At 25.4% G+C, this 26,328-nt stretch carries 24 protein-coding genes; 1 reads left to right on the top strand and 23 read right to left on the bottom strand.

The features are described from left to right. Positions 1–10: 10 nt before the first annotated feature. From ACYUDJ_RS09255 to ACYUDJ_RS09225, 7 genes are all read right to left on the bottom strand, one after another. Entirely contained in the window at positions 11–805 is a 795-nt protein-coding gene (locus tag ACYUDJ_RS09255) for an ABC transporter ATP-binding protein (protein WP_043031743.1), read from the bottom strand. Then, entirely contained in the window at positions 768–1,673 is a 906-nt protein-coding gene (locus ACYUDJ_RS09250) for an ABC transporter permease (RefSeq protein WP_003487176.1), read from the bottom strand. Before ACYUDJ_RS09250 ends, ACYUDJ_RS09255 begins: the two co-directional genes overlap by 38 nt. Next, the gene (locus tag ACYUDJ_RS09245) at positions 1,673–2,680 is read right to left on the bottom strand and encodes an ABC transporter substrate-binding protein (protein ID WP_043031742.1); all 1,008 of its coding nucleotides are present in this window, start codon (positions 2,678–2,680) and stop codon (positions 1,673–1,675) included. Before ACYUDJ_RS09245 ends, ACYUDJ_RS09250 begins: the two co-directional genes overlap by 1 nt. Before the next feature lie 875 nt (positions 2,681–3,555). After that, positions 3,556–3,972, bottom strand: a complete 417-nt coding sequence (locus tag ACYUDJ_RS09240) for a HutP family protein (RefSeq protein WP_003487178.1) — start codon at positions 3,970–3,972, stop codon at positions 3,556–3,558. A gap of 185 nt (positions 3,973–4,157) precedes the next feature. Beyond that, a complete protein-coding gene (locus tag ACYUDJ_RS09235) occupies positions 4,158–4,577 on the bottom strand; it encodes an acyl-CoA thioesterase (protein WP_043031741.1) in 420 nt (139 codons plus the stop codon). A gap of 108 nt (positions 4,578–4,685) precedes the next feature. Then, on the bottom strand, positions 4,686–5,849 hold the full coding sequence (rpsA, locus tag ACYUDJ_RS09230) for a 30S ribosomal protein S1 (RefSeq protein WP_043031740.1): 1,164 nt from the start codon (positions 5,847–5,849) through the stop codon (positions 4,686–4,688). Positions 5,850–6,233: 384 nt separating this feature from the next. Beyond that, on the bottom strand, positions 6,234–7,406 hold the full coding sequence (locus ACYUDJ_RS09225; protein WP_043031739.1) for a YARHG domain-containing protein: 1,173 nt from the start codon (positions 7,404–7,406) through the stop codon (positions 6,234–6,236). 467 nt (positions 7,407–7,873) lie between these two features. Between ACYUDJ_RS09225 and ACYUDJ_RS09220 the strand changes: the two genes are divergently transcribed. Then, positions 7,874–8,668, top strand: coding sequence for a zinc ribbon domain-containing protein (locus ACYUDJ_RS09220; RefSeq protein ID WP_043031738.1), 795 nt, complete (start codon positions 7,874–7,876; stop codon positions 8,666–8,668). 64 nt (positions 8,669–8,732) lie between these two features. Here ACYUDJ_RS09220 and ACYUDJ_RS09215 read toward each other — a convergent pair whose 3' ends face one another. The 16 genes from ACYUDJ_RS09215 to ACYUDJ_RS09140 all read right to left on the bottom strand — a co-directional run bounded on the left by ACYUDJ_RS09215 (position 8,733) and on the right by ACYUDJ_RS09140 (position 26,294). Beyond that, the gene (locus tag ACYUDJ_RS09215; protein ID WP_003487189.1) at positions 8,733–9,671 is read right to left on the bottom strand and encodes an ABC transporter ATP-binding protein; all 939 of its coding nucleotides are present in this window, start codon (positions 9,669–9,671) and stop codon (positions 8,733–8,735) included. After that, positions 9,643–11,322, bottom strand: a complete 1,680-nt coding sequence (locus ACYUDJ_RS09210; RefSeq protein ID WP_043031737.1) for an ABC transporter permease — start codon at positions 11,320–11,322, stop codon at positions 9,643–9,645. The genes ACYUDJ_RS09215 and ACYUDJ_RS09210 overlap by 29 nt, the downstream gene beginning before the upstream one ends. Position 11,323: 1 nt before the next feature. Continuing rightward, positions 11,324–12,370 carry an ABC transporter substrate-binding protein gene (locus tag ACYUDJ_RS09205; RefSeq protein WP_043031736.1) on the bottom strand — a complete coding sequence of 349 codons (1,047 nt, stop codon included), beginning with the start codon at positions 12,368–12,370 and terminating at the stop codon, positions 11,324–11,326. 391 nt (positions 12,371–12,761) lie between these two features. Then, on the bottom strand, positions 12,762–13,961 hold the full coding sequence (locus ACYUDJ_RS09200; RefSeq protein ID WP_460289547.1) for a hypothetical protein: 1,200 nt from the start codon (positions 13,959–13,961) through the stop codon (positions 12,762–12,764). Positions 13,962–14,142: 181 nt separating this feature from the next. Continuing rightward, positions 14,143–14,283, bottom strand: coding sequence for a hypothetical protein (locus ACYUDJ_RS09195; protein WP_003487196.1), 141 nt, complete (start codon positions 14,281–14,283; stop codon positions 14,143–14,145). Positions 14,284–14,757: 474 nt separating this feature from the next. Then, on the bottom strand, positions 14,758–16,497 hold the full coding sequence (locus ACYUDJ_RS09190) for a phosphoenolpyruvate carboxykinase (ATP) (RefSeq protein WP_042385343.1): 1,740 nt from the start codon (positions 16,495–16,497) through the stop codon (positions 14,758–14,760). 139 nt (positions 16,498–16,636) lie between these two features. Next, positions 16,637–16,963: a nucleoside triphosphate pyrophosphohydrolase family protein gene (locus tag ACYUDJ_RS09185; RefSeq protein WP_003487200.1), complete on the bottom strand. Its 327-nt coding sequence runs from the start codon at positions 16,961–16,963 to the stop codon at positions 16,637–16,639. Between the two features lie 157 nt (positions 16,964–17,120). Then, the gene (locus tag ACYUDJ_RS09180) at positions 17,121–18,827 is read right to left on the bottom strand and encodes a methyl-accepting chemotaxis protein (protein WP_003487202.1); all 1,707 of its coding nucleotides are present in this window, start codon (positions 18,825–18,827) and stop codon (positions 17,121–17,123) included. 42 nt (positions 18,828–18,869) lie between these two features. Next, positions 18,870–19,970, bottom strand: coding sequence for an AI-2E family transporter (locus tag ACYUDJ_RS09175; protein WP_003487204.1), 1,101 nt, complete (start codon positions 19,968–19,970; stop codon positions 18,870–18,872). A 349-nt stretch (positions 19,971–20,319) separates the two neighbouring features. Further along, positions 20,320–20,742 carry a hypothetical protein gene (locus tag ACYUDJ_RS09170; protein WP_043031735.1) on the bottom strand — a complete coding sequence of 141 codons (423 nt, stop codon included), beginning with the start codon at positions 20,740–20,742 and terminating at the stop codon, positions 20,320–20,322. A gap of 198 nt (positions 20,743–20,940) precedes the next feature. Next, positions 20,941–22,323, bottom strand: a complete 1,383-nt coding sequence (locus ACYUDJ_RS09165) for a sulfurtransferase (RefSeq protein WP_080333504.1) — start codon at positions 22,321–22,323, stop codon at positions 20,941–20,943. Between the two features lie 309 nt (positions 22,324–22,632). Further along, entirely contained in the window at positions 22,633–23,214 is a 582-nt protein-coding gene (locus ACYUDJ_RS09160; RefSeq protein WP_003487211.1) for a DUF3867 domain-containing protein, read from the bottom strand. Positions 23,215–23,514: 300 nt separating this feature from the next. Continuing rightward, positions 23,515–24,087, bottom strand: coding sequence for a xanthine phosphoribosyltransferase (locus ACYUDJ_RS09155; protein ID WP_003487213.1), 573 nt, complete (start codon positions 24,085–24,087; stop codon positions 23,515–23,517). 162 nt (positions 24,088–24,249) lie between these two features. Further along, the gene (locus tag ACYUDJ_RS09150; RefSeq protein ID WP_003487216.1) at positions 24,250–25,161 is read right to left on the bottom strand and encodes a tetratricopeptide repeat protein; all 912 of its coding nucleotides are present in this window, start codon (positions 25,159–25,161) and stop codon (positions 24,250–24,252) included. Positions 25,162–25,351: 190 nt separating this feature from the next. Further along, a complete protein-coding gene (locus ACYUDJ_RS09145) occupies positions 25,352–25,552 on the bottom strand; it encodes a DUF4250 domain-containing protein (RefSeq protein WP_003487218.1) in 201 nt (66 codons plus the stop codon). A gap of 277 nt (positions 25,553–25,829) precedes the next feature. Continuing rightward, positions 25,830–26,294 carry a hypothetical protein gene (locus ACYUDJ_RS09140; protein ID WP_003487220.1) on the bottom strand — a complete coding sequence of 155 codons (465 nt, stop codon included), beginning with the start codon at positions 26,292–26,294 and terminating at the stop codon, positions 25,830–25,832. Positions 26,295–26,328: the final 34 nt, after the last annotated feature.

Here is a 26,328-nt window from a genome sequence, read left to right as displayed (position 1 = left end):
AAAGTTATAACTATGAAAATAAAGTCCTATCACTTAATCCATCTTCTATATTAAGATTTTCAAAGCATTTTAGCAATTTTTCTTTAGTTAAAGATTTTTTTTCTTCCCCTTTTATATCCAGAACTACCTTACCTTTATGCATCATTATTAATCTATTTCCTACATTTATAGCTTGATTTAAATCATGAGTTACCATTAAAGCTGTAATTTTTTCTTCTTCTATTATTTTTTCTGTTATTTCTATTATTCTTTTAGAAGTTTTAGGATCTAGTGCTGCTGTATGTTCATCTAAAAGCAACACTTTAGGTTTATTCATAGCTGTCATAATTAATGATAGTGCCTGCCTTTGACCTCCTGATAATGATCCTACAGTCACATTTAATTTATCCTCTAATCCTAAATTTAGTTCCTTTAACATATCTATAAAATTAGAGGTTTTCTTTTTATTTATCCCTAAGGTAAGACCAAATCTTTTTCCTTTGTTTTCTGCCATAGACATATTTTCTAATATGGTCATAGAAGGTGCCGTTCCTTTAGATGGATCTTGAAATACTCTACCTATATATTTTGAAACTTCATATTCCTTACTAAAAGTTATATCTTTATCTTCTAAGTTTATTTTGCCCTGATCTGGTTTTATACTTCCTGATATCATATTTAAAAGAGTAGATTTTCCTGCTCCATTACTTCCTATTATAGTTATAAAATCTCCTTCTTTTACATCTAAATTTAGATCATTAAATAAATTATTTTCATTTACAGTGTTTTTATTGAACACTTTGTGCAGATTTTGTATTTGAAGCATTTAAAATCCCTCCCTCTTTAGTTTTTTGTTTTTTTATTGTTTTGAAAGGATTCTTGTTTAAACTTAAAGCTATTACCACAATTACTGCTGTTACAAGTTTTAAATCTGTAGGAGCTAACCCTACAGTTAATGCCATTGACACCGCTAACTTATATACTAAAGCCCCCAATAATACTCTTGTAGTGGCATTTAAAGCTTTTATTCTTCCAAATAAAGATTCCCCTATTATTACAGATGCAAGGCCCATAACTACTATACCTGTACCCATTCCTACATCTGAAAATCCTTGATATTGAGCCATTAAAGCTCCTCCTAATGCCACTAATGCATTAGATATCATTAACCCCATTATTTTTATTAAATCCTTATTTACACCAAGAGAAAGTACTAACTGTTCATTATCTCCTGTAGCCTTTAATATAAATCCTGTCTTTGTTTTTAAAAATAAATCTAAAGCGATTTTACATATTAAAAGAAACACTGTAATTATAATTATAGGGTTCATAGTATCTGAAAATAAGTGTGTTTGATTAAATAAAGGTATATTTGATTTTCCCATTATTCTTAAATTAACAGAATATAATCCAACCATAACTAAAATTCCTGAAAGTAAATTAGTTATTTTTAACTTAACATGTAATATACCTGTTATTCCCCCTGCTATAGCCCCTGCTATTAAAGCTATTAAAGAACTTAAAACTGGACTATATCCCTTTACTAGAAAAGCTGCTGCAACAGCTGCTCCTAAAGGAAAGGTTCCGTCTACAGAAAGGTCTGGGAAATCTAATATTTTATATGTTATATATACTCCAAAACAAACAATGGAAAATATAAATCCTTGCTCTAATACTGCTAATAAAATATCCATTATTTTTTCCCTCCTTTGACCTTCTCAGCTTTATCTTCTATATCCTTTGGTATTTTTATATTTAACTTTTTAGCCACATCTGGGTTTATTGACAATTTAGTTTCTTTCATAAATTTCACTTTCATATCTTTAGGATTTTTTCCATTTATAATTTCTATAGCCACATCTGCGGATTCTTTTCCTAATTTGTAGTAATCTATACCTGATGTAGCTAATGCACCCCCTTCTACATGGGCTTTTTCTGATCCTATTATTGGGATATTCTTCTTATCGCATTCATTACTTATAAATGGCATAGAGGAAGCCACTGTATTATCTGTAGGAATGAACATAATATCAATTTCATTTAATATAGAAGCTAAGGATTGATGAATATCATTAACATTGGTTATACCTTTTTTAACAATTTTAAATCCAAATTTTTTAGCCTTTTCTTCTGCCTCTTTAACCTGTATTTCAGAATTTTTTTCGCTAGTATTATATAATATTCCTATGGTCTTTTTCCCAGGTAATATATCTTTTATTAACTTAAAATTTTCCTCTATGGATATTTTATCTGAAGTTCCAGCCACATTAGTACCTGATTTGTCTAAGGATTTTACAACTCCTGATTCTACAGGATCTGTAATAGCTGTCATAACTATAGGTATTTTTTTAGTGGCATTAAAGGCTGCCTGTACTGAAGGAGTTGCTATTGCATATATAATGTCATTTTTTTGAGCTACAAAATTTTGAGTTATAGTTTGAATTGTAGCCATATCCCCCTGAGCATTTTGAAAATCTATTTTTATATTTTCTCCATCTTTAAATCCTTTTTCTGCTAACCTATCTACAAATCCTTTTTTAGTTAAATCCAAAGCTGGATGCTCTATAATTTGAGCTATACCTATGTTTATAACCTTTTTATCCTTTAGTGTTTTTGAACTGGAGATTTTTGAGCAACCTCCAAAGATAGCAACTGAAAGAATCAGTGCCAATAGAATTGAAATTTTTCTTTTTACTACCATACTACCATCCTCCAAAATTTTAATTTATATATTTTTATTTTGCAAAATATAATGAAAAACAATAAGGAGCAAAGATTTTATTTGCATAAATAAAAAAACCCTTCCAGCAGAAGAGTACTCAAATAAAGCCTTTAATTTAAAGACTACAATATCTCCTACCGTAAACTACCATACTACTGTTTTTAAATTATATTGTTACATAACAATACTTTTTATTACTTCCATACTACTTTATATATTATTTTTTTATTAATTAAATGCCATTTTCTATATTAATTTTTATATTGTCATATTAAAATTCACTTAATTTATTTCTATAATCTACTTATTAAGTTAAAAATCTATATATTATTTTTAATCTAACATACTACACTACTCTACTAATACTTCCTAGAAATATAAGCTTATTTTAATAAATCTTATATTTAATAATCCTACTTCTACCATACTACTTAACTATGACTAACCTTATAACTCTTTATAATATTAGTCTATATACTTTTAAGTTTTAAAATATAATATATTTAATAATATAATCATATTTTTTAATTTTTATTGTTTACCAATTTAAATATTATAGATTAAAGATTTATGGTGCTTTAATCTTATAGTTAAGAATAATAACATAAATAATATACACTTGTCAATATTTATATATAAACCATAATAGTGTATTTTTAATCAAACAATTTTTCCAATAGATAAAAACCTCTAATAGTGCACTTATTTATATTTTAAAATATACTATCCCAAATTTTTAAAATAAGTCTATAGATATGAATTATTTTTATTAAACTGTAAAATTATTTAATTATTTTATACTATTATAGTTATATATTTATTCATAAATTATCTAAAAAACATTTGAAGTCATATTAAATGTTAGGAATTGATCTATGCCCTAATCCTATAACTACCTCATTTAAATGTAAAAGACCTATGCTCATAAATATACATACACTTATATGTTCTTCTGACCTTGCTATTCCTATTTTGCCACCTACATTTAATCCATTAGCCTTTTCCATAATTTGAAGTAAAGCTTCTCTTGTAGCTCCAACTACGGCTCCATCATCTACATGACAATCTTTTATAAGTCCACATCTCTTGGATGCTACTAATGCTCTTTCTATTATTTTGGTCATAGATGAATTTATATTACCACCTACATCCACTGCTGTAGCTAAGATATCTTTTGCCTTAAATTTTTCTATTAATATCTTTTCTTCCTCTCTTGAAGAAATTGCCATTTTAACTGAAGCCTTAGCTACTTTTTCACTTTGTATTTTCAAAATAATACCCCCTATTATAGGATTTTTATATAAATTTTAGTTTTTATTATATTAATTAGGTAAATTTTTAGATAATTTCTATAAGAATATAAAATTGTAATTTAACTATATTATGTACATAAATTATACCATTATCAATACATTTTCAAAATAAAATTTATCATAGATCATTTTTTAATGATAATTTATTTATATAGTTCCATAAATTTATTCCATAATTCTTCATTACATTGTTTTAAATTTATTACTCTAAAATTATTCTTATCTACAAAAGCTTGAGTAGTGCTACCCTTCGCTAATAATTCATTGTTTTCTTTTTTTATAATTTTATAACTAAATATGATCTTTACTGGGGTTAATTTTTCTATAGAAGTTTCTATAATAATCTCATCCTCATATTTTGCTGGTTTCATATATTTACAATAACTCTCTGTTAAAGGCATCATAACTCCTATGTTTTCTATGTCTGTATATTTCATACCTGTAGCCTTTGTAAATTCTGTTCTTCCTATTTCAAACCATGGATAATAATTAGAATGATGTACTACCCGCATTTGATCTGTTTCTACATATCTAACTGTTGTTTCTGTTCTATTAATATACATATTATTCTCCTTTAGTAATTCATTATATAAATAGCATTACTAAAACCTATCATGTAGATGTTCTAGTAATGCGTATTTCTTAAGTTGAAGTGATAATTTATTTATATATTAAAATAAATCTTTAAACTTATCTCCAAATAAATCTCCTAAAGTTACATCATCTTCTCTAGAATCATCATACTTTGAAAAATCTTCCTTTGGTTTGTCTATTGCTTCTTTTATACTTAGTGACATTCTCTTTTCATCTGAGTTTAATTCTAATACTTTTACTTTAACTCTATCACCTATATTTAAATTTTCTGATGGTTTAGCTATATTTTCGTCAGTTATTTCTGATATATGAACTAACCCTTCTATACCCTTTTCCACTTCTACAAAGGCTCCAAAGTTCAATAATTTAATTACTGTTCCTTCTACTACACTACCCACAGCATATTTATCCTTTGCTGTATTCCATGGATCATTTTTAACATCTTTTAAAGATAGAGCTATTTTTTTAGTATCCTTATCAAAATCTAAAACATAAACCTCTACTTTGTCTCCTATAGATACTACTTCTGAAGGATGGTTTACTCTTCCCCAGGATAGCTGAGAATTATGAACTAATCCATCCATTCCACCTATATCTACAAAGGCTCCAAATTTTTCTAGTCTTCTTACAACCCCATCTATCTTTTGTCCCTTTTCTAAACTATTCCATAATTCTTCTTTTCTTTTGGCATCTTCTTCTTCTTTTACTATCCTACTAGATAAAACTACTTTTCCCTTTTGTTTATCTAATTCTATTAATCTTCCCTTTACTGTTTCATCTTTAAATACGTTTAAATCTTTAACATATTTATTATCTATTTGAGAAGCCGGTACAAATACTCTTATACTTTCTATATGTCCTATAGCTCCACCTTTTATTATCTCTTCTATTTTGATTTCTAGTATTTCTTCCTTTTTAAAGGCTTTTTCTAAATTTGACCATGCTTCTATAATTTCTGCTTTTTTCTTAGATAAAAGTACATTTCCTTCACCATCATTTACTTCTAATACACAAATAGAAATTATATCATCTTTACTTATTATGTCTTTAAGATTTACATCTTCATTATCTACAACTTCTTTTTTAGGCAATATTCCATCAGATATGTATCCTATATTTAATACGGCTTCTTTATCTGAAACTGAAATTACTTTTCCTTTTAATAGTTCTCCTTTATGAATTCTTTTCATTGAAGAATTTATTTCTTCCATCATATCCTTCATTGTTATTTCTTCTGACATAAAAAAACAACCCCTTACTTTTCTTTTTATACTAATACAATTAATATAATTTTACCATAATTTAAAGCATATACATATATAAAAATAGTATATGCTTTAAACGTACATTTTAGTAAATAATTAAATAATCTAGTTCTATACAATAATTAAAGCTCTTATACCAATATTACCTCTCTTTATAATCATTTAAATCATTCCTTAACCAAGTTCCTTCATCTTTCTTCAACACATTAAATCTTAAAGTGATATAATCTTCCTTATGGGTAAAAATTATATGTGATTTTTATCTAAAATAAAAAAGTATAGTCAAATTAATAAATAAAATGACTATACTTTTAATTATTTCACTAAATCTTTTATATTTAAATGATTATAATACTTATATTATTTTTTACTAGACAACTCTAGTAAAAGTTTAATATTTTTCAACTCATAATTATTTAATTCTGAATCTGCACCTTTAAAGCTTTCATCTTTAACATACCAATTTTTATTACTAAAATAGCTTTTAAAAGGTTCTTCCTTAAAGGCATATCCGTATCTTGCATATATTTCATTTCTAATTAGATCCAATGTATATTTATCATAATTTTTTAATTCATCCTCTGTTAAGTATCTTTGATTACTTTGAGGGACAATATATCCTTGAAGATTATTATATTCATTATGATTCTTATAATAAACATCGCCTAGACTATTTACATGACTTTCTCCTATTGTAGGATTTGAATTTTTATAAGTATATTGGCTTGAAGAATTGTCTTCAAACTGTTTTTTGTCTTCTGTATTAAGTTTAGTTAATAATTCATTATATTTGGCAAACTCTTTAATATTGTAGCCATTTTTCTTTGCTTTTTCTAATAACTTAGCACATTCTTCATAGTTTTCTTTTTGAAAACTATCATTAGCTTTATAACTAAATATTTTATTAAGTACTTTCTTTTTATCTTCTTCTTTTAATTTATAAACTCCAGATAATTTTTCTTCAAAATCCTCTGTATTTTTAACAGTTTCATAAATTTCATTTATTATTTCATCTTTGTATTTATAGCCTAATGCTTTATTATAATTACGTATTTTTTCTATTTCGGACATTTCCTTGTCTGCCTTTTTTATATAGTGATTACACATTATATTATCTTTAAATAGAAATGCTGTTATAAAGCATATCACTATAACAAAAATGGATGTAAAAACTAAAATCTTCTTATTTTTATTACCATAGTCTTCATCATCATCTTCTTCAAAATCATCATTTTCCATTTCATCATAGTCTTCTTTAGAAAAACTTTCTCTGTTTCTCTCTTTAACCATAGTTTTATAAGTTTTTTCTAATTCATTGTGAACATCCTCTGAATTAATTAATATAGTAGACTCATCTATATTATTTTTATCTTTTAGTTTGTCCATTTCTTCTTCAGATGTATTTTCTTTTTCCAAAGTTGTTTCTTCTAAGGTTTTTTCCTTTGGATGTTCTTTAATTACCTTTGTACCACACTTTTTGCAAAACTTATCTTTGTCCTCTAACTTTGTTCCACACTTTTCACAGTAACTCATATTCCCCTCCATTTTACTTTACTATTACTGTTAGCATTAATTGCCCATCTGGTTTTCTTATAAATTTATAAGTATTTTTAAAATCCTTTGTACTAGTATTGCCATGTCCTTTAGTTATATCATATATTTCTTTAGTTACAACTGTACCTTCATTAGTATCGAAGATAAAGCTTAGTATTTCTAGTACTAAAAAATCTTATGTAATATTAGCTTCATATATATATCTTTACCATCTAATCTTAAACCACATTTAGGACAAAACTTTATGCATCTCCTCCTTTTTTAGCTTATAACTTGTTCATAATTTATTTCTATTTTTTAAAAATTATATGCATATTATATCATAAACTCATACATATCCCATTATTTTATACATTTTATTTTAAAAGATTATCCTTTATGTTATAATTTAGTAGCATTATTTGTTAACTTTTTTTTAATACTATTAATACTAAAGAGGTGATTTTATGTTTTGTTCTAATTGTGGAAATAAACTTCCAGAGGATGCTCAGTTTTGTACAAACTGTGGTTCTCCTGTAGCAGGTAATAAACCAACAAATTTTAAAGATGGGAAAGCTAAAAATGAATTTACTAATTTTTTAAATTTTTTTATTAATTCTTTAAAAAATCCTGTAAATAAATTTAATGAATCTATAAAAAATATGAATCTTTCTATAACTTCTTTGTACTTTGTAATTCTTACATTAATATCTGGACTTATAACCTCTTTTTCAATAAAGAAGTTTATATCTGGATTCATAACTTTCTTTTCAAGTTTTATAGATAACGCTTTATCCTTTCATGAGCGAGCAGCACTATCTACAGAAATTCAAGCAATGATATCCAAAATGATACCTGTTTCAAAACTATTATTTTGGTATGTTTTAGGTATTGTACTATTCTACGGATTAATAATGTTAACTATGTATGTAATAGTTACTTTAATAATGAAAAAACAAATTAAGTTTGAAAGTTATTTAAAGGTTTCTTTAATATCTCTTGTAATATATTCAACTTTTACAGTATTGGCAGTTATAGTAGCATTTTTAAGTTCCATACTTTCTATGTTTGTATATTCTTTAGGTCATATACTTGTTATAGTTGTATTATATAATGGCTTTAAAAATATAATGGAAGATAACTCTAAAACTCCTTACATATTCTCATTTTCTTATATAGTAGCTATGAACTTATCCTATTATTTTGTATTTAAATCCATAGTAGAATACTATCTTATGGCTATAAAAAATAATATTTTTTAAAGTTCATATTAAAACAAAGGATTTACTGCTAAGTATAAAAACATCACTTAGCAATAAATCCTTTTTAACTATTGAAAAAATTAAGATATACATTTTCTCCTTCTTTTAAAATTCCATTTTTACTATTAGAATCTTGTACTACTATAGTTTCATCTTTAGTTTCTACAAAATAATTTACATAAGATCCTAAAAATTGTTTATATTTAATCCTACCTTTTTTATCTCCCCGACTCTTATTAATTGTTATTTGTTCTGGTCTTATAAGTTCTATTTTATTATTTATATTAACTTTATTTATATTTCCTATAAAAGATGCTACAAATTCATTCTTAGGATTATTATATATTTCCTCTGGAGTTCCTACCTGAATTAATTCTCCTTTATTCATTACTGCTAAATAATCAGCAATACTTAAAGCTTCTTCCTGATCATGAGTTACAAATATCATAGTCATATTAAACTTACTTTGAATTTCCTTTATTTCCTTTCTCATTTTCACCCTAAGCTTAGCGTCTAAATTACTTAAAGGTTCATCTAATAAGAGCACTTTAGGATTAAGTATTAATGATCTTGCTAATGCTACTCTTTGTTGCTGTCCTCCACTTAATTGAGATATTTTTTTATTTTTAAATTCAGATAATCCTATTATTTTTAAATATTCTTCTCCTTTTTTTAAAGCTTCTTTTTTACTATATCCTTTAAATTTTAATCCATAAATTATATTTTCCATTACATTCATATGAGGGAAAAGAGCATAGGATTGAAAAACTGTAGAAACAGGTCTAACTTCTGGTGAAACCTTTGAGATATCCTCATTTTCTATTATGATACTACCCTTATCCTGTTTTAAAAATCCACCTATCATTTTAAGGGTAGTAGTTTTACCACAACCACTTGGACCTAAAAGGCATAATAATTTACCCTTTTCCAATTCTAAATTAATATTATCCACTACTTTTATATTATTAAAAGCTTTAACTAAATTTTTTATCTTTAGATACATCTTTTCCTCCTATAATAAACTTTGTAAACAATATATTCGTAATAACCGTAATTATAATTATTAATGATGCCATAACAGAGCCTACACCATACTCACCACTTTGTATAGCATCAAACATTTCCACTGTAGCTACCTTTTGCCCTGGATATATTAAAAATATTATTGCTCCTATAGTGGTCATAGTAGATGTAAAATTATTTATAAAACCAACTAAAAAAGCTGGTTTTAGCATAGGCAATATTATATCCTTAATTATAAATATATTAGATGCTCCTAAATCTTTTCCCGCTTCTTCTATTTGTGAATCTATTCCAGATAAAACTGCTGAAGATACCTTAGTAGTCATAGGAATTTGTTTAAATATACAATTTGCAATTACTATGAAAGCTGTGCCTGTAAATTCCAAAGGATATTTATTAAATGCAAATATATATCCTATTCCAAAAAATGTTCCAGGAATTATATAGGGTAATGTAGATATAAAATCTATAAATTCTCCACCTATAACCTTTCTTCTATCCACATAATAACATATAAAAATCCCTAATAGACTACCTATTAATCCAGTAATTAATGAATATATTATGCTTCTTCCAAAGCTACTTAAATTATATTCATAAACCCTTTTTATACTATCTAAAGTAAAATGCATTTTATTAAATTTATATTTTGTTATAGCACTTAAAAATATTGATGTATATTGCAATGCCATTACTAATAAAAATAAACAAGTGATTATTTTTAAAATAATAGCGAAAGTTCCCTTTAATTTATATTCATATCCTTCAGAAAAAAGTTTTTTACTATCTTTAGAAAACACTTCAAATTTATTTATGTAAAATCTATATATTAAAAAAGCTATTAAAGAGGGTATTAATATAAGTACACTCATTGCTGCAGCCATAGCGAAGTTTCCATTAGCTATTATATTCATATAAACTTCTGTAGATAAAACTTGAAAGGAACCTCCTATAATCATTGGTGTTCCAAAATCTGATAAACTTCTTACAAAAGCTAACAGAGCAACAACTATTATACCTGGTTTTATAATTGGTAAAACTATTCTTATTAAAGTATAATTAAGACCTCCTCCTAAATCTAAAGAAGCATCTATGAAATTTTTATCTACTCCCCTTATTATACCTATTAATAATAAGGACGACATAGATACCAAACCTAAGGTTTCCATTATAACAATGCCCTGCCAACCATATGTATTAAGAGTTAATTTTAAAATTCCATGAGTTATAAAACCTCTTCTTCCAAATAAATTTATGTATGCTAGTGATGACACAAAGGGTGGTGATATCATTGTAAGCATTAAAGTAACTGTGATAATTTTCCTTATCCTACCTGATGAAAAACTAGCATAAAGAGCAATAGATATAGAAATTAAAGTAGTAAATATTGTACACACTAACGCTATAAACACACTATTATATATAAGTTTTTTATTATTTTTAAATACATCTTTATATAAATTCAAGGTAAAATTACCATCTCTTAAAAAACTTTCTTTTATGACACAAATAATTGGCCAAAATATAAATAAAAGTACTAATAATATTATTAGTATTATTAGAAATTTATCTAAAATATTATAAAATTGGGTATCTAGCTTATTAGATACCCTTAATTTTTTCCTATTCATATTACTTGTTACCTATCATGGCTTTCCACTTATCAAGTATTTCTTTTCTGTCTTTTCCAAAAGAAGATAAATCCTCTTTCATTAATTTATCCTTTGGTACTTTTAAATCTATGCCTTTAACTCCTGGTTTAACAAGCATAGCTCCATCTTTTCCATCTATTTTAGCTAGTTCTTCTTGGGTTTCTTTCTCTAATACCCAGTTTTCAAATATCTTAGCACCTTCTAGATTGCTGGCATTTTTAAATATAGCCATTCCTTCTACAACCCATGGTATTCCATCCTCTGGATATATAACTTGCATGTTTTTTTCTTTTTCTAATTTTACTATAGAATTATCTATATAAGTTATGCCTATAGCTACCTCTCCTGCTGTAGTCTTTAGTTTTGGATCCTTACCTCTTTTAGAGTAGTAAGATATATTTTTATTTAAATTTTCAAAGTACTTCCAACCTTCATCTTTTCCTTTTTGTTGTAATAAAGCATTTACTACTGCATAATTTGTACCAGATACTGCTGGATTAGACATTAGTATCTCATTTTTATATTCTGGTTTAACTAAATCATCCCAATTTTTAGGTACCTGTAGATTTTTTTCTTTAAGTACATCTTTATTAACTAAAAAACCTACTATTGTTAAACCTTTTCCCATCCAATATCCTTCTTTATCTTTGTATTCTTCTTTTATATCTTTAGATTCTTCTGGTATGTATTTTTCTAATAATCCTGAATCTTTCGCATCCATAAATGCATCCAATCCACCACCAAACCATACATCAGCCATAGGCTTTCCACCTTCAGCCTTAGTTCTTGATATAACTTCTCCTGAAGACATAGATAAAAACTCAACTTTTATGCCAGTTTCTTTTGTGAATTTTTCAAATACTGGCTTATAGTCTTCTGATGTAGCAATGATTTTTATAGTGCTGCCTTTTAAATCTTTTTTCTCCTCTGTATTTTTAGTTTCTTCTTTTTTTGAACCACAGGCAACTAATCCTAATGTCAAAATTCCTATTAGAAATACAGAAACTATTGATCTTAATTTTTTCATTTTCCCCCTCCTCTTAAATTAAATACTTCAAAAATAAATAGTTACATTAACGTATTTTACATTTTTCTCTATATGTTTTCATTATTTGATTAACGTCTTCAAAAATTATTATATCACGCTTAATATTGACAGGTTATTGCATTATTTTATCAGTATAGCTTCAACTATAATTAATATTTATAATCTGTTAAACTGACCAGCTTTAACCAATTAATATATTATAACCTTAGTGAACATAAGTAGAAAAAAAGACTGCTACACAAAGTGCAACAATCTTTTTTATAAATTTATTTTATTTTGATAATTATTTCTTAAATAAACTCCTATAAGTTTTATATGAAATAATATATTCTTTGCCAAACAAATATAACCACATATTGACTTCACTTCATTATGCAATTAATTCTTTTAAATTTATTAATTTATTGGCTTGATTTTCCTTTACCCAATTAAATACCATACAGGAATCTAGGGATGGATTATACATATTAACCATTTTATCCTTTAGCATACTTTTTAAATTATAAGCTGCATAAATAAAGGCTGCTCTTTTCTTATCTATATCCATAAACTTTCTCATGTTTATTAGCCCTGCTGCAACTCCTGCAACAAAAAAACTAGGATTATAAGACACATTACGCATATCTGAAACTATTATTTTTAAATTTTCCCTTAAAAGTGGAATAAGCTCTCTTAAAAGACTCATTCCTTTTCCGTCTGGTATATCTACTTTTAATATATCTTGGCTTACACTTTTACATACTTTAAGCCATTGCTGTCTATGTTTTACTTCATATATGTCTAGATAGTCTCCTAATGTTATAGCTTCTAAACATCTTAAATCATGAAATACATTACAATCCTTAAGCAAATCAGAAAAATCTATTATAATAGGTTTTTCTTCTGTTATTATTACGTTATCTCCTTGAAAATCTCCATGCGCATAGGAAGTTAAACAGGTTATTTTTAAATCTCCCCAAAAATTTTCATCATTAAAATAATAATAGGGATTAGGTAATATTTCTTCAGTACCATCTATGGATACCCATTGAATATCCTTTGAAACACCTATACTCTTAAAAGCTTCTTTATACTTTTTATCCATATACCTATAAGCCATCTCATTTTTTACTATTTCCATAGGAGTTAAATATTTTTTCTTATGCTCCTTATTCCAAGTAAAACAAAACTTACCTATTTTTGATATAACATTTTTCTTTAATTCTTGTTCACTTAAAACCTTATCTAAAAAAGTTTCAATATTATATATATTATCACCAGCTAAGTCATATAAATTAGCACTTATCAATTTATTATTATAGGTTATGTTATAGCTACATATTAATTCTGCTATATACTTTTGCATATTATTATTGGTAGCTACCTTATAGGCTTCATTAAATACTTTGGCTTCTTTACAATCAGTAAATTTCATAATTCCTACTTTATTGTCTTCTCCATATTCTACTAAAAACACTAATGCTTTAGATCTTCCAGATTTAAATTGTTTTAATATTTCTACGGGAGCTATTTTATCATTCTTTTCGTTACTTTTATTATTTACCTCATTTATTAATCGAAGTATATCCATTAAATCTATTCCTTTCAAATTTATAATATTTTGATAGACATTTATTTATTTGAATATAACTTTATTTTAAAACTAATAAATTAAATAAATTTAAATATTAACTTAACTTATTATTAATATATAATAAAATAAAAATAAACATCCATAACTAAGCATAGTGTTATGAATGTTTATTTTTATTTTAAAGCTTTTCTGTTATTTCTCTTTCTATTCTTTTAACATCTTTTAATCTTAATTTAGTTTCATCCATTATAAACTCTTTACTTTTTCCTTCTAAAAGCAATTCCTTTGCTCTTGCCTTTGCTGATGATCCATCTTTCATGAATTTTTTCCTCCTCTTTTTATATTCTACTTATAGTTTTTAACTTTTCTCTTTTTATATACTTTTATTATTAAGTATCCTTTTCTTTTTATTTTAGGGTATTTTTACTTTAGAATATGTTTTAATATCCCCTCAAACCTATATATAAAAAATTATTAAGTATTTAAACTTAAATTGGTAGGTATTTACTAAAATTTAAAAATATCATCCTTGCAACTCACTTTCAAAATTTATATATTAATAGCAGTAATATATATATGTAATAAACCATATGAATAATCTTTAGTAATTCTTAATGTGGCAGAATTAAAAATTCACCTAGTTCACCACCCTAGAACGTAAAAATCCAGGAGTGAATTTTAAAAATGATTCCTCTCCTGGATAGAAAACTTTTAATAAATAAAATTTAAAACTTGTTAAAAACATGAATGGTTCATTAATGTTTTTTATCTTTAGTTTGTTATAATTAACAAACTATATATTTTTTATTTCTTCTAGTAAACTTATAGCCGCTTTTTTAGGTCCGTCCTTTTCCATACCGCTTATACCCAATCTAGTTCTTAATTGTCCAACTTTCACTCCTGATTGGAAGAATTTATTGAAGTATTCTACTAATAATTTTTCTGTATCTTCCATTTTTTGTGCTGGTCCAAAAGGATTTGCAAAATAAGTTTTTACTAATCCCTTTTCAGTAGTGGTTCCTTTAGCCATTCTTGCACCATCTCTAAAGGTGTCTAATGCCACATTTACATCTTTAAAGAATTCTAAATTTTCTCCATCTGCTTCATAGTTATTAGCATATAAGAATAAATCTATTGGATATTCTGTAGTTATTTCTTTATAACTTGCCACAGGTATAACTAATCTAGCATTTACCTTATCTGGATTCATAAATATACTTCTATCTATTTGTTTAAAGGCATATCCAGTATCTAAATCGTCTAATCTTACAAAGGCTCCTATCTCCGTTCCTGAACCTACTGGTTTTTCATCCCTATTTAGTTTAACTACACCCATATCATCAAATATTATAGTCATATCACTTATATAATCTTCGCTTAGTTCCCTAAAGGCTTCTAAACTTTCAGACTTTCCTGCTCCACTATCTCCCATTATTATTACATTAGCAGTTTTGTCATTTTTAGTTACTATATTAACCATGGCACCGTGTATTGGTAAGTATCCTCTTTTTATCATTATTAAATTATGAAGAGTTAATGTCATTTTTTTCATATAACCAAAGTAATCTATAGCTTCATTATAATTTACATACCCTAACATAATATCATTTTCTTTGTCATCATAGAAAACTGTTTGTATTTTTTCATTGTCATCCCTTGCTCCAAGAACATACACTATATCTGGTTTTTTCCCTCTATATTCCTCTTCTGTAGCTATTTCAAATAAGTTACATAAAGTTACTCCATGAGCCATATAGTCTCTATGGAAATATATATATGCTAAAAGTGTTCCTACCTTTGCAGGATAGCAAAACCAATGGTCTAAATTTATTCTGCAATTTTTTAATGGATTTTGAAAAGTTTCTTCAAACATACCATCTCTTGTATTCTTTTTAGGATAAGTTATAAAAGGTGGGTCTAATAATATAGACTCTATAAAAGGTATATCTTTTAAAATTTCATAATTTTTAGGCATATCCCAGCTAGAATTATTTAGTATTAAGCCCGCATTGCCCCCTGCTGGCAATTGTCTGTATATTCTTGGCTTTTCTCCTAAAACATTTTCTTCAATTTTTCTATAAGTTTTTAATATAAGATTAGAAAAATTATTGTTTGCATCTATAAAGCTAACATTTTGAAGCCCATCTCCAATTTTGCTATTTTGAACTATAGTATATCTTTCAAGTTTTCTCCAAAAATTATAAAGGTCTTCTACAAATAAAATAAATTTATCTTTATCTTCTAGCACTTTTTCATATTTATCTTCTAACTTTCTTATTTCTTCTGCTTTTAAAACCATAAGTAATTTAAATATATTAGTAACATCCTCTGAAAATATATCACTATCATCTATATTCATAGTACTTTCTATGTACTTATATACATTAGTTTCTCTTTTTTTTATTTTTTTCATATAAGCTTGTAAAACCCTTTTAAAACCATAGCTATTAAACAAAGCTTCTGCAGTATCACAATATTTTGCTGTAAAATTTATCATAGCCTTTCCTGTACTTAGAGAAAATTCTTTTTTCATTCTACTACCTCCAAATATGCAACATGAATTTAAGTTTTCTTGCATTTTATATAATTAAGTTCTATTATATCATATTTTTTTGAAATTTATATAGGATTTATTATTCATTTTGCAAAAAAGTTTATAAAATTTTTAATTATTATTCTCTATGTATACTTCTATCTGGATCCCATCCTTCTGGATATCTTTTTTTTAGTTTTTCAATATTTTTATTTGCTATAGTTTCTAAATCTGACCCTATAACCTTAGATAAATATGTAATATACCAAAGCACATCTCCCAATTCTTCTATTAATTTATCCTCACATAATTCATGTCCATGAAATAAGACCTTTTTAATATAGTCAGTTACCTCTCCTGCTTCTCCAGATATCCCCATAGCCCCTAAACTCAGTCCATTTCTATCTAATTTTATAAATTCTCCTGCGGTTCTTTTGATTTCTTTTTCATAATCTTTAAAATTCATATAACTACCTCCATAAATTTAAATTCTACTGCCATAACATAATAACATAATTTTTTTATATAAATGCTAAATTATAATATTAACTAATAAAAAAATATATCCTAGCAATTAATTATATTTCCCAGGACATATTTTTTATTGACCTTATATTTTATTTTTAATTTAGTTTCAATTTTTCCAGTTTGTCCATTAATACCCTAGATACAGTATCTAATTCCTCTGTTCTATTTGATAATTGTTTTATTGATGAAATTTGTTCTTCTATATTTAATGCAATTTGGTTAGTAGATTTACTATTTTCCTCTGATACTCCAGTTAAATTTTCTATTTGATTTTTTATATCTGATAAATTAAGAGCCATATTATCAGAGGCCTCAGATACTTCCTCCACTTTTTTTGAAACCTTATCTATAGAATACACTATATCTTTAAATTTATCTGATACATTTTTTATAAAATCTTCCTGCTCTATTGTTTTTTTAGAAACTTCTTGCATTGAAATTTCTGCACTTTTTATACCCTGTCTTACTTCCTGAATTAAATTAAATATTTCTTCTGAGGATTTTGAAGATTCAAAAGCTAATTTACCAACTTCCTCTGCAACTACTGCAAACCCTTTGCCTCTCTCTCCTGCATGCATAGCTTCTATAGAAGCATTAAGAGCTAAAAGATTAGTTTGGTCTGCTATGGCCCCTATAGTATCTGCTATACCATTTATTTGTTCTGATTTGTTTCCTAAACTATTAACTAAAGTTGAAGTTTTATTTACAACCTTTGAAATATCATTGGAATGAGCCTCTAATTTTTTTATATACTCATTTCCTTCATTGGCACTATTAGTAGTATTTACAGATTGTACCGCTACTTCCTTTGTACTAAGGGTCACACCTTTTACAGTATCATTGAACTTTATTACACTGTTAGATATGTCCCCCAACCATAGACTTTGATTGTATATTTTTTCATTTATATTTTTAGTGAGCATTGTAGTATCTTGAAATTGCTCTGCTGATCTATTAAAGGCATTATTAAATTCTTTATTATCACTAGTTAATCTATCTGATACATCCTTTACATCTATTAATATTTGTTGAATAGTATCTAACATTTCATTTGTATACTGTGCCAATTCTCCAATTTCATCATTACTTTCAATATCTATTCTCTTAGTTAAATCCCCTTCTAATTTAGACATCTCTTTCATTTTATTTACAAGTACTGTTATGGATTTTGTTTGTTTTCTAGTTATACCACCTATTATAAGTCTTACAATTATTAATGAAACTACCATAATTATTAACAAAATACCTAACAATATATATTTTGCTTTTGCTATAACAGAATTGTTTACACCTATACATATAGCTAAATTTATTCCATTGTTAGCTTTAACAGGTATAAATATTTCTAAATCTGTACTTGAATTATTAACTTGTGTAGTATTAAGTTCTAGTGCTTTTTTAATCCCTTCTAGTTTTTCTTTATCTGAATACTCACCGCCTAATTTAGATTGGTTGTCCTTATTTTTATCTATAACATAATACCATTTATCTTCATTTGTATTTATTAATAAAGCTGCATCATCTATTATTCCTTGAGCCTTGGACATAAGAACTGTCATAGCTTCATCTATTTTCTTATATATTTCACTATTTTCCTTTTCCCTTACTAACTCCGTTAAATCCTTCCCCTCCAACTCACGAGATACTATGGTAGAAAGTCCTGGCCCCGCGCTTACTGCTATATTTTTTATAGCTTTGCTAATAAATATGTAAGTACATGCAGCTATTATTAAAAATACACAGAAAACTATAACCATCATATTTTTGGTTAACTTATCCTTTATAGTAGTCTTCCTATTCATAATAACTCCACCCCCAATTAATAATTATTTCAATAATATACACTATATATTATATTTTTCTGCTAATTTTGTAGTATATATTTTAATTACTGCCATAGCTGGTGATGCCAAAAGCATTCCCCATACACCAAATAAACTTCCACCTATGGTTATTCCTAAAATTATTAAAAATGGACTTAATCCTACCTTATCTCCAACTAATTTGGGTTCTAAATACCATGCATCAAATTGTTGCAGTAAAAATAAAAATATTAGTACCCATAAAGCCTTAACTGGTACATAAAATAAATTTATTACCACCGCTGGAATCATTCCTATGAATGGTCCGAAGTAAGGTATCATATTTGTTACACAAACTATTAAAGCTATTAAAAGAGCATAAGGTGATTTTAATATTATTAACCCTATTAAAGCTAAAAGCCCTATTATTAAAGAATCTAAAGCTTTGATACCTATATATAACTTTATCATTGAATTTACAGTTCTAAAAAACTCTATGATTTTTTCTCCATACTTTTCTCTGAATATTAAAAAAACAACCCTTTTACCATTATATTCAAATTTTTCTCTATCATTTAAAACATATATAGCTATAATTAACCCAAAAACTAAATTAACCATGAAGGTAGTAAAGGATATAGTTTGATTTAAAATAGTGTTTAATCCCACACTAGTAAAACCAGCAATTTTGTCTATTAAATCCTTATAATTCCCTTTAAAAACATTAGAAGAATTTATTATATTAGAAATCTCCTCATTAGCCAATAAATTATTTACCATTTCATATCCCTTATTTGTAAAGTAAGGGATATTTTGAAATATGTCCATTATACTTTGAAAAACTTTAGGTACAATCATACTTAAAACTAAAGCTACAATCCCCAAAGTTATAACATAACATATGAGTATACTTAAGCTTCTTTTAATTTTAAACCTTCTTTCAAAAAACTTAACTAATGGATTTAATATGTAGGCTATTATAAAAGCAATAATGAATGGAGATAATATTTTAAAAACTTTTCCTATTCCTGAAAAAACATTATTATAATTTTTTAATATTTGAATTAATATAAAAGATATTACTAAAGAAGAAACTATAGGTATTATTATATCTAGATACTTAATTTTTTTATCTTTAATCAATTATTTTGCCTCCTAAATATACTAAAATAATTATCGCTCATTACAATATATTAAATTTTATCATGGTTTTATATTTATGTTTATAAACTTTTTGTTAATCATGGTATTATAGAGAAATCTAATATAGACTAGCTTAATTGTTCTATTATTAGAATGACTTTTCTACTATTTATATGTTTAACTTTATTTTAACACAAATAATACTATTAATAGCGTTATTTACTATAATAAAATATTTTAAAAATAATTTTAAATAATTAACTTAAATAAATCTTATAAAATAAATAAGCCAATAGTAAAAAAGTCTATTGGCTTATTCATTAAATTATTAACATCTTCATAAATACATCTATCTATTGGTAAAGATATTTATAAAAAGTTTAATATATTCTATAATCATTATTATAAATATTTCTATTATAAAAAAATGATATGCTTCTAACTTAAATATCTCTTCATAACTTACAAATAAAAATAAACTTATACTAAGCAATATTATTATAAAAAAATTCATTTTATATTTTAATTTCTTTTTCATATTTACTATAAAAATTATAATTATAATTATTGAAATAAACAATAATATCCATTTATATATTATTAAATTATTTGCATTAAAAATTCCTGCTGAAAACTCTTCTTTTTTAAAAACAAGATATCTTATAACCCCCATTTTCTTTTTAGATAAGTTTTCTAAAATTAAAGCTGGTAAAATAAATATAATTTGAATTATACTTAAAATTAGGTTGAAAATATTGTATTTTTTCTTCATTCTTTATGTCTCCTGCTTTATATTTTATAAATATAACAAAAGAGAGTGTCTAAAGTAGATTTAATTTTAATTGAGCTAGGTTTAAAGATTAGTAACAAAATAAACCGCTCTAATAAAATATATTTCATAAAAATTAAATCTCTATTTATTCTAAGACACACTCTTTTATTAATTAAAATTATTATAGATACATAGTTACTATTTTTTAGATGGTTCTCCTACCTCTATTGGATTATTTTTATTTGCGCTCCATTCATTCCATCCACCATCATATAAAGATATATTTTTTAATCCCATAACATCAGCGTATATTAAAACTTCGGCTGCTCTCCAACCAGTTCCACAATAGAAAGATAATTTTTGATCTGGTTTTATGCCTTCTTTTTCCCACATGGCTAATATTTCTGATGGATTTCTCATAGTATTATCTACATTTCTAAAATCTTCTAAATGTGAACTATCTGATCCTGCGTGTCCCCATACGGCTCCAGCTGGACGACCCTTTGCTTTTATATAATCATAGCCTGAAGTTTTTCCAATGAACTCATCCCAACTTCTTATATCAACAAGTTTACTTCCTTCTTTATCCTTTAATATTTCTTTAGCTTCAGGTAAATCTACTATATAGCCTTTATTTAGAGGTACTGCTGCTCCAAAAGAATCTACTGGTGTTTTCTTATTTGATTTTGTATCTAGCTCATATCCAGCACTAGTCCAAGCAGCTGTACCACCATTTAAAACTCTTACATCTTTAACGCCCATATATTTTAATATTGCTGCTACTCTAAATGAAGGCATAGAATCTGCTCCATATAACACTACTGTTGTATCTGCTGTAATACCATTATTTTTAGCAAACTTTTCTAAATCCTTATCTGGTAGACGATTCCATACTGGTCCTTTTTCAACTTCATCTGTATTTATATGTACAGCACTTTTAATATGTCCTTTTTTGTAATCTTCTGCTTTAGATTCATCTCCCCAGCTCACTTCAAAAACCTTATATTTATCTCCTTTAAAAGTTTCTGGTTTTTTATTATTTATTAAATCATTAACCCAACTAGCTGGTACTAACATTTGATAATTAGGATAACTTTCCATTGCAAGTTTATCATTTTCTGCCCATTCTTTAACATCATATTTATATAATTTAGTTATTCCTTTTTTATTTAAATATTTTGCTACTTCTTCTGCATCTTTTCCATTAGCATCATATAAAACTACATTTTTATCCTTTGTGATACCTTTATTTTTTAAAGACTCTTCTAATCTTTTTTCTTTATTCTTTTCAGTATCTTCTACTTTTAGCCAATTTGCTGAAAAATCAGTAGCACCTTTTATATGTCCACCTCTTTTTACTCCATCTAATTTCCAGCCATTAAAAGCATCATTAGATCTAGTATCTAATACTACCCATTCCTTGGATGTTATATTTTTCTTTAATTCATCTGTTTTAATTTCCTTTACTAAAGAAGTACTCTCTTCCTTCTTCTCTGTTTTTTGATTACTAGTACAACCTATTAATGTAAACATCATAATACCGAATAGCAATAACACTATTCCTTTAAAATTTTTTTTCACTTTTACACCCCTTTTTCATTTATAGTTTTGAATTCTGTATTTATTATATTTTACATTTTACGATATTTAATTTATATTTTAAAATAAAAAATAATTATAGTTAGATTTCCAACTATAACTAAAACTTATAAGCTGAAATATATCTTAATTTATTTAATTAAAAACACTATGAAAATTCATCAAAATCAATGAAATTCATAGTGTTACTTTTATATTATTAAACTTGTTTTTAATATTATAAAACTATTGGTTTTCCATTTATTACTTATCTACCTATTATTATACCAAAATAATAATACGTTTTTTATACTAATAATTATAACTAGTTATACTTTCACAAACAGTTATAAATAATTGTTTATCATGAAAAAGTTTTTTGTAAGAACATAAAAATTCATTTAATTCAGTATCCTTTAAATCTATTTTTTTACTACTTTTAAGAAATACATTTTCTCCTATTAATTCTACTTTAACATCATTTTTATCATTTTTAATATGATATTCTGTAACTTGTTTCATTACTGGTTTTGCATTGTATTTTTCATGAAAGCTTATATTTTTTTTAACATTATCATAGCTAAAATTTTCTACATTTAATCCTAAGCCTTTTACATCTACGCCTAGATCTTTCATCTGTTTTTCTACGTCTTTAAAATTTATGCCATAGGCTTCAGTATATTTTTCCATTAATTTTTTTTGTATGTTTACGAACTTTTCTTGAGATATATTGTTTTTTCCCATATATTCTTGTATTTTTTCCATAAAGTCAGACATAGTTAATGTGCCTTGTACTACTGAACTATACAAACTATACATATACTGCTCAAATTTATCTAGATCTTTGTCTGTTGCTTTATTTTTTAAATCATTAAAATTTATAATTTCACTCATTTTTTTCTTCCTTTCTAGAATATATAAATTACATTTATTTTAAGATTTCAGCTTTTAACTTAGATTTTATACTAATTCTCAATTTAAATTTAAAGTTATAATTATTTAATAATAATTATAACTTTAACTTTTCTTAGCTTACTATAATAATATATACATATAAATATATTCTATCACTAATAAAGCTTATATTAAATAATATTAGAGCATATTTATCATTTTCTTAACATATTAATCAAAAATCATATTTATTTTTAACATATATTTAAATATGATTTTTATGATATAATAAGTTAATATTTATTTAAAATATACCTTACCATTTTCTATTTTATCTAATATAGCTAAAGATTCCACTTTAGCCCCCACCTTTTCTAGTTCTTTTCTACCCTTTTGAAATCCTTTTTCTATAACAATTCCTACTCCTGCAAGTTCTGCTCCTCCTTGCTTTATTATATCTATCAATCCTAAAGCCGCACAACCATTGGCTAAAAAATCATCTATTAGAAGTATTTTATCTCCTTCATTTATGTATTTTTTAGATACTCTTACATTATAAGTTTTATTTTTAGTAAAAGAATGTACCTTTGATTCATAGGTATCTTTGTCCATATTTGCTGCATCTACCTTTTTAGCAAAAACCACAGGACAAAAATCAAAATATTGAGACACTATAGTAGCAATACCTATTCCTGAGGCCTCAATAGTTAATATTTTATTTATATTATATCCTTCAAACCTTCTTTTAAATTCCTTCCCTATTTCATTAAATAATTTTACATCCATTTGATGATTTAAAAAACTATCTACTTTAAGTATATTTTCCTCTAATAATGTGCCCTCTTTTAATATTTTATCTTCTAGTAATTTCATAAATATTTATTCCTTCCCTTTCTACATAAAATATACTGTATTAAATATAATTATTATACTATTGTAATTACAATCATAATATCTTAAATTCTTCTTACTTAAATTTATATAAGTGCTTTCTTTATATTTGCCAATTTTTAATTAAGCCTTAGTAAGTTAATTTTATTTAATTAAATTCATAAAGTCTTTTCTATCTTTTAGTATATGTAATTCTTCATCCTCTTTTATATATTTAACAAATCCAGGATACAATTCTACTGACTTGTATAAGTCCTTTATGGCTTTTTCATATTGTTCTAAATAAGTATAATAACAAGCTCTATTATAGTATAGAAATCCTTCCTCTGTATTGTTTAATATCCCTTTACTTATTATATCTATAGCTTTTTTATAATCCTTTAATTCTTTATATATAACAGCTAAATTCAAATAGCTATAAGAGTAATTTTCATTATCTTCTATAGATAATTTATAATTTGATATAGATTCTTCTAATTTATTTAGTTTTTTATACACAACGCCCTTATTAAATAAAGGCATATAATGATTAGGATACAATTCCAAAGCTTTATCCGCCATATATAAAGCTTTTTCTAAGGAACCTATTTCTTCGTATATAGAGCTTAAATTTACATAACTCCAAAAATCCTTTTCATCCAAAGATATTACTTTTTCATAACATTCTATAGCCTTTTCTTTTTCTCCTATATTATCATAAGCTCCTGCTAAGAAAAAGTAGGCCCTATTATAATTTTTATCATATTCTATAGCCTTCTCATATAGTTTTATCGCTTTCTTATATTCTTCTTTATTATCATAGATTATAGCTAATCCATAGAAAGCTCTAGAATCTTTTGGATCAACTTTTAATATTTCTTTATACTTTTTTTCAGCTTCTTCATATTCCTCTAATTCATCATATACTAGAGCCATATCCAATAATAGTTCTATATCTTTTGAACCCATTGGAGTATTATAAGCTTTATTATAGAATTCTAAAGTTTTAACTATATTTCTTTCTCTATAAAAATTTTTAGCTATTACTTTGTAATTATTTATTTTGTATAGTTGCATATTTTTACTCCTTCTAAAGCATACGTTAACTATATTTTATAATATGAAATATATAAAATCAAAAAATCCTAATAATATTAGATCTTATATGACTTTATAAACTGTAAAAAATTTAATAAAAGCTAAAAATTTTATTTTAATCTCTCAATAAACTTATAAAAAATAAGATATTAAAATTTCATTTTTTATTTTAAATGCTTGTAAACTGATTTATTTCACTATCATACTTATAGTCTATAGTTTTCATTTTAGTTATAATTTCATCTTCTTTAAGATCATAGGTTTTACAAAAATCTTTTAAATTTTCAAATTCATCTCTTAATTTAGTATTCACTAAACTAAGTAATATGTATGGATTCATATTCTTTATTTGGTCTTTATCAATAATCATAAACAAACTCCTCCTATGCTATCTTTTCTAATAAATTTTAAAAACTATTTATTAATAATTATGGCTATTGTTATTAATATTAAACATTCTTTCTGATATTTATAAACATTGTTGATAAGTTAGTTGCTATATTATAAAAAATAGCCTCCTAATCATAGGTTCAAAAATAATTATCCTACTTTTAGGGGGCTTCCTTTTTTAATTACTATCTATCGTTTATAACATATATTTAAATTAAAATATATAAACAATATTATACCACATTTGTATTTTAAAACTACTTATAAAATGGCTTTGGTAATTCTAAATGTTTTTCTTGTTCTTTTATTATTTTTCCTATAATATTATAAGCTAGCATATTAGTATCTATTTCTTTTCTTATTAATTGTCCTTGTATATCTACCAATAATGCTAAATTTTCTTTTGAAAAATCTCTAGCGAAATTTATTAACTCTTTTATATCTGTTACTACAGGTACAGTCCTGGATGTTTTAAATTGTTGCATTCTAGAGGATATTTTATCATATACAGAAAAATCTATATCTTCTTTATCTAATGCATCTATATCTTTTTTAAGATTTTCATAATATTGTGTGTGCTTCTTTTCTTGATTAGAAATAGTTTTAGAAACTATTGAAACTCTAGGATCCTTACAGTTATTACTTATTTCTCTAAATATACTAAAGCCTTTTTTCTCAATATCTATTAAATTATCTATTATATCTATTATTGTGTATGCCATTAAATTATGTCCTCCCTAAACTTTAGTATATATT

Source organism: Clostridium sp. CTA-6 (genome assembly GCF_054768115.1).
The sequence above is the reverse complement of the archived record's forward strand: the minus strand, read 5'-3'. Positions and strand labels throughout refer to the sequence as shown.

Excerpts from the sequence above, each read along its gene's own strand:
- ACYUDJ_RS09255 (WP_043031743.1), bottom strand. The coding sequence starts at position 805 with ATGCTTCAAATACAAAATCTGCACAAAGTGTTCAATAAAAACACTGTA.
- ACYUDJ_RS09250 (WP_003487176.1), bottom strand. The coding sequence starts at position 1,673 with ATGGATATTTTATTAGCAGTATTAGAGCAAGGATTTATATTTTCCATT.
- ACYUDJ_RS09245 (WP_043031742.1), bottom strand. The coding sequence starts at position 2,680 with ATGGTAGTAAAAAGAAAAATTTCAATTCTATTGGCACTGATTCTTTCA.
- ACYUDJ_RS09235 (WP_043031741.1), bottom strand. The coding sequence starts at position 4,577 with ATGTATATTAATAGAACAGAAACAACAGTTAGATATGTAGAAACAGAT.
- rpsA (WP_043031740.1), bottom strand. The coding sequence starts at position 5,849 with ATGTCAGAAGAAATAACAATGAAGGATATGATGGAAGAAATAAATTCT.
- ACYUDJ_RS09225 (WP_043031739.1), bottom strand. The coding sequence starts at position 7,406 with ATGAGTTACTGTGAAAAGTGTGGAACAAAGTTAGAGGACAAAGATAAG.
- ACYUDJ_RS09220 (WP_043031738.1), top strand. The coding sequence starts at position 7,874 with ATGTTTTGTTCTAATTGTGGAAATAAACTTCCAGAGGATGCTCAGTTT.
- ACYUDJ_RS09215 (WP_003487189.1), bottom strand. The coding sequence starts at position 9,671 with ATGTATCTAAAGATAAAAAATTTAGTTAAAGCTTTTAATAATATAAAA.
- ACYUDJ_RS09210 (WP_043031737.1), bottom strand. The coding sequence starts at position 11,322 with ATGAATAGGAAAAAATTAAGGGTATCTAATAAGCTAGATACCCAATTT.
- ACYUDJ_RS09205 (WP_043031736.1), bottom strand. The coding sequence starts at position 12,370 with ATGAAAAAATTAAGATCAATAGTTTCTGTATTTCTAATAGGAATTTTG.
- ACYUDJ_RS09200 (WP_460289547.1), bottom strand. The coding sequence starts at position 13,961 with ATGGATATACTTCGATTAATAAATGAGGTAAATAATAAAAGTAACGAA.
- ACYUDJ_RS09195 (WP_003487196.1), bottom strand. The coding sequence starts at position 14,283 with ATGAAAGATGGATCATCAGCAAAGGCAAGAGCAAAGGAATTGCTTTTA.
- ACYUDJ_RS09190 (WP_042385343.1), bottom strand. The coding sequence starts at position 16,497 with ATGAAAAAAGAATTTTCTCTAAGTACAGGAAAGGCTATGATAAATTTT.
- ACYUDJ_RS09185 (WP_003487200.1), bottom strand. The coding sequence starts at position 16,963 with ATGAATTTTAAAGATTATGAAAAAGAAATCAAAAGAACCGCAGGAGAA.
- ACYUDJ_RS09180 (WP_003487202.1), bottom strand. The coding sequence starts at position 18,827 with ATGAATAGGAAGACTACTATAAAGGATAAGTTAACCAAAAATATGATG.
- ACYUDJ_RS09170 (WP_043031735.1), bottom strand. The coding sequence starts at position 20,742 with ATGAAGAAAAAATACAATATTTTCAACCTAATTTTAAGTATAATTCAA.
- ACYUDJ_RS09160 (WP_003487211.1), bottom strand. The coding sequence starts at position 23,214 with ATGAGTGAAATTATAAATTTTAATGATTTAAAAAATAAAGCAACAGAC.
- ACYUDJ_RS09155 (WP_003487213.1), bottom strand. The coding sequence starts at position 24,087 with ATGAAATTACTAGAAGATAAAATATTAAAAGAGGGCACATTATTAGAG.
- ACYUDJ_RS09150 (WP_003487216.1), bottom strand. The coding sequence starts at position 25,161 with ATGCAACTATACAAAATAAATAATTACAAAGTAATAGCTAAAAATTTT.
- ACYUDJ_RS09145 (WP_003487218.1), bottom strand. The coding sequence starts at position 25,552 with ATGATTATTGATAAAGACCAAATAAAGAATATGAATCCATACATATTA.
- ACYUDJ_RS09140 (WP_003487220.1), bottom strand. The coding sequence starts at position 26,294 with ATGGCATACACAATAATAGATATAATAGATAATTTAATAGATATTGAG.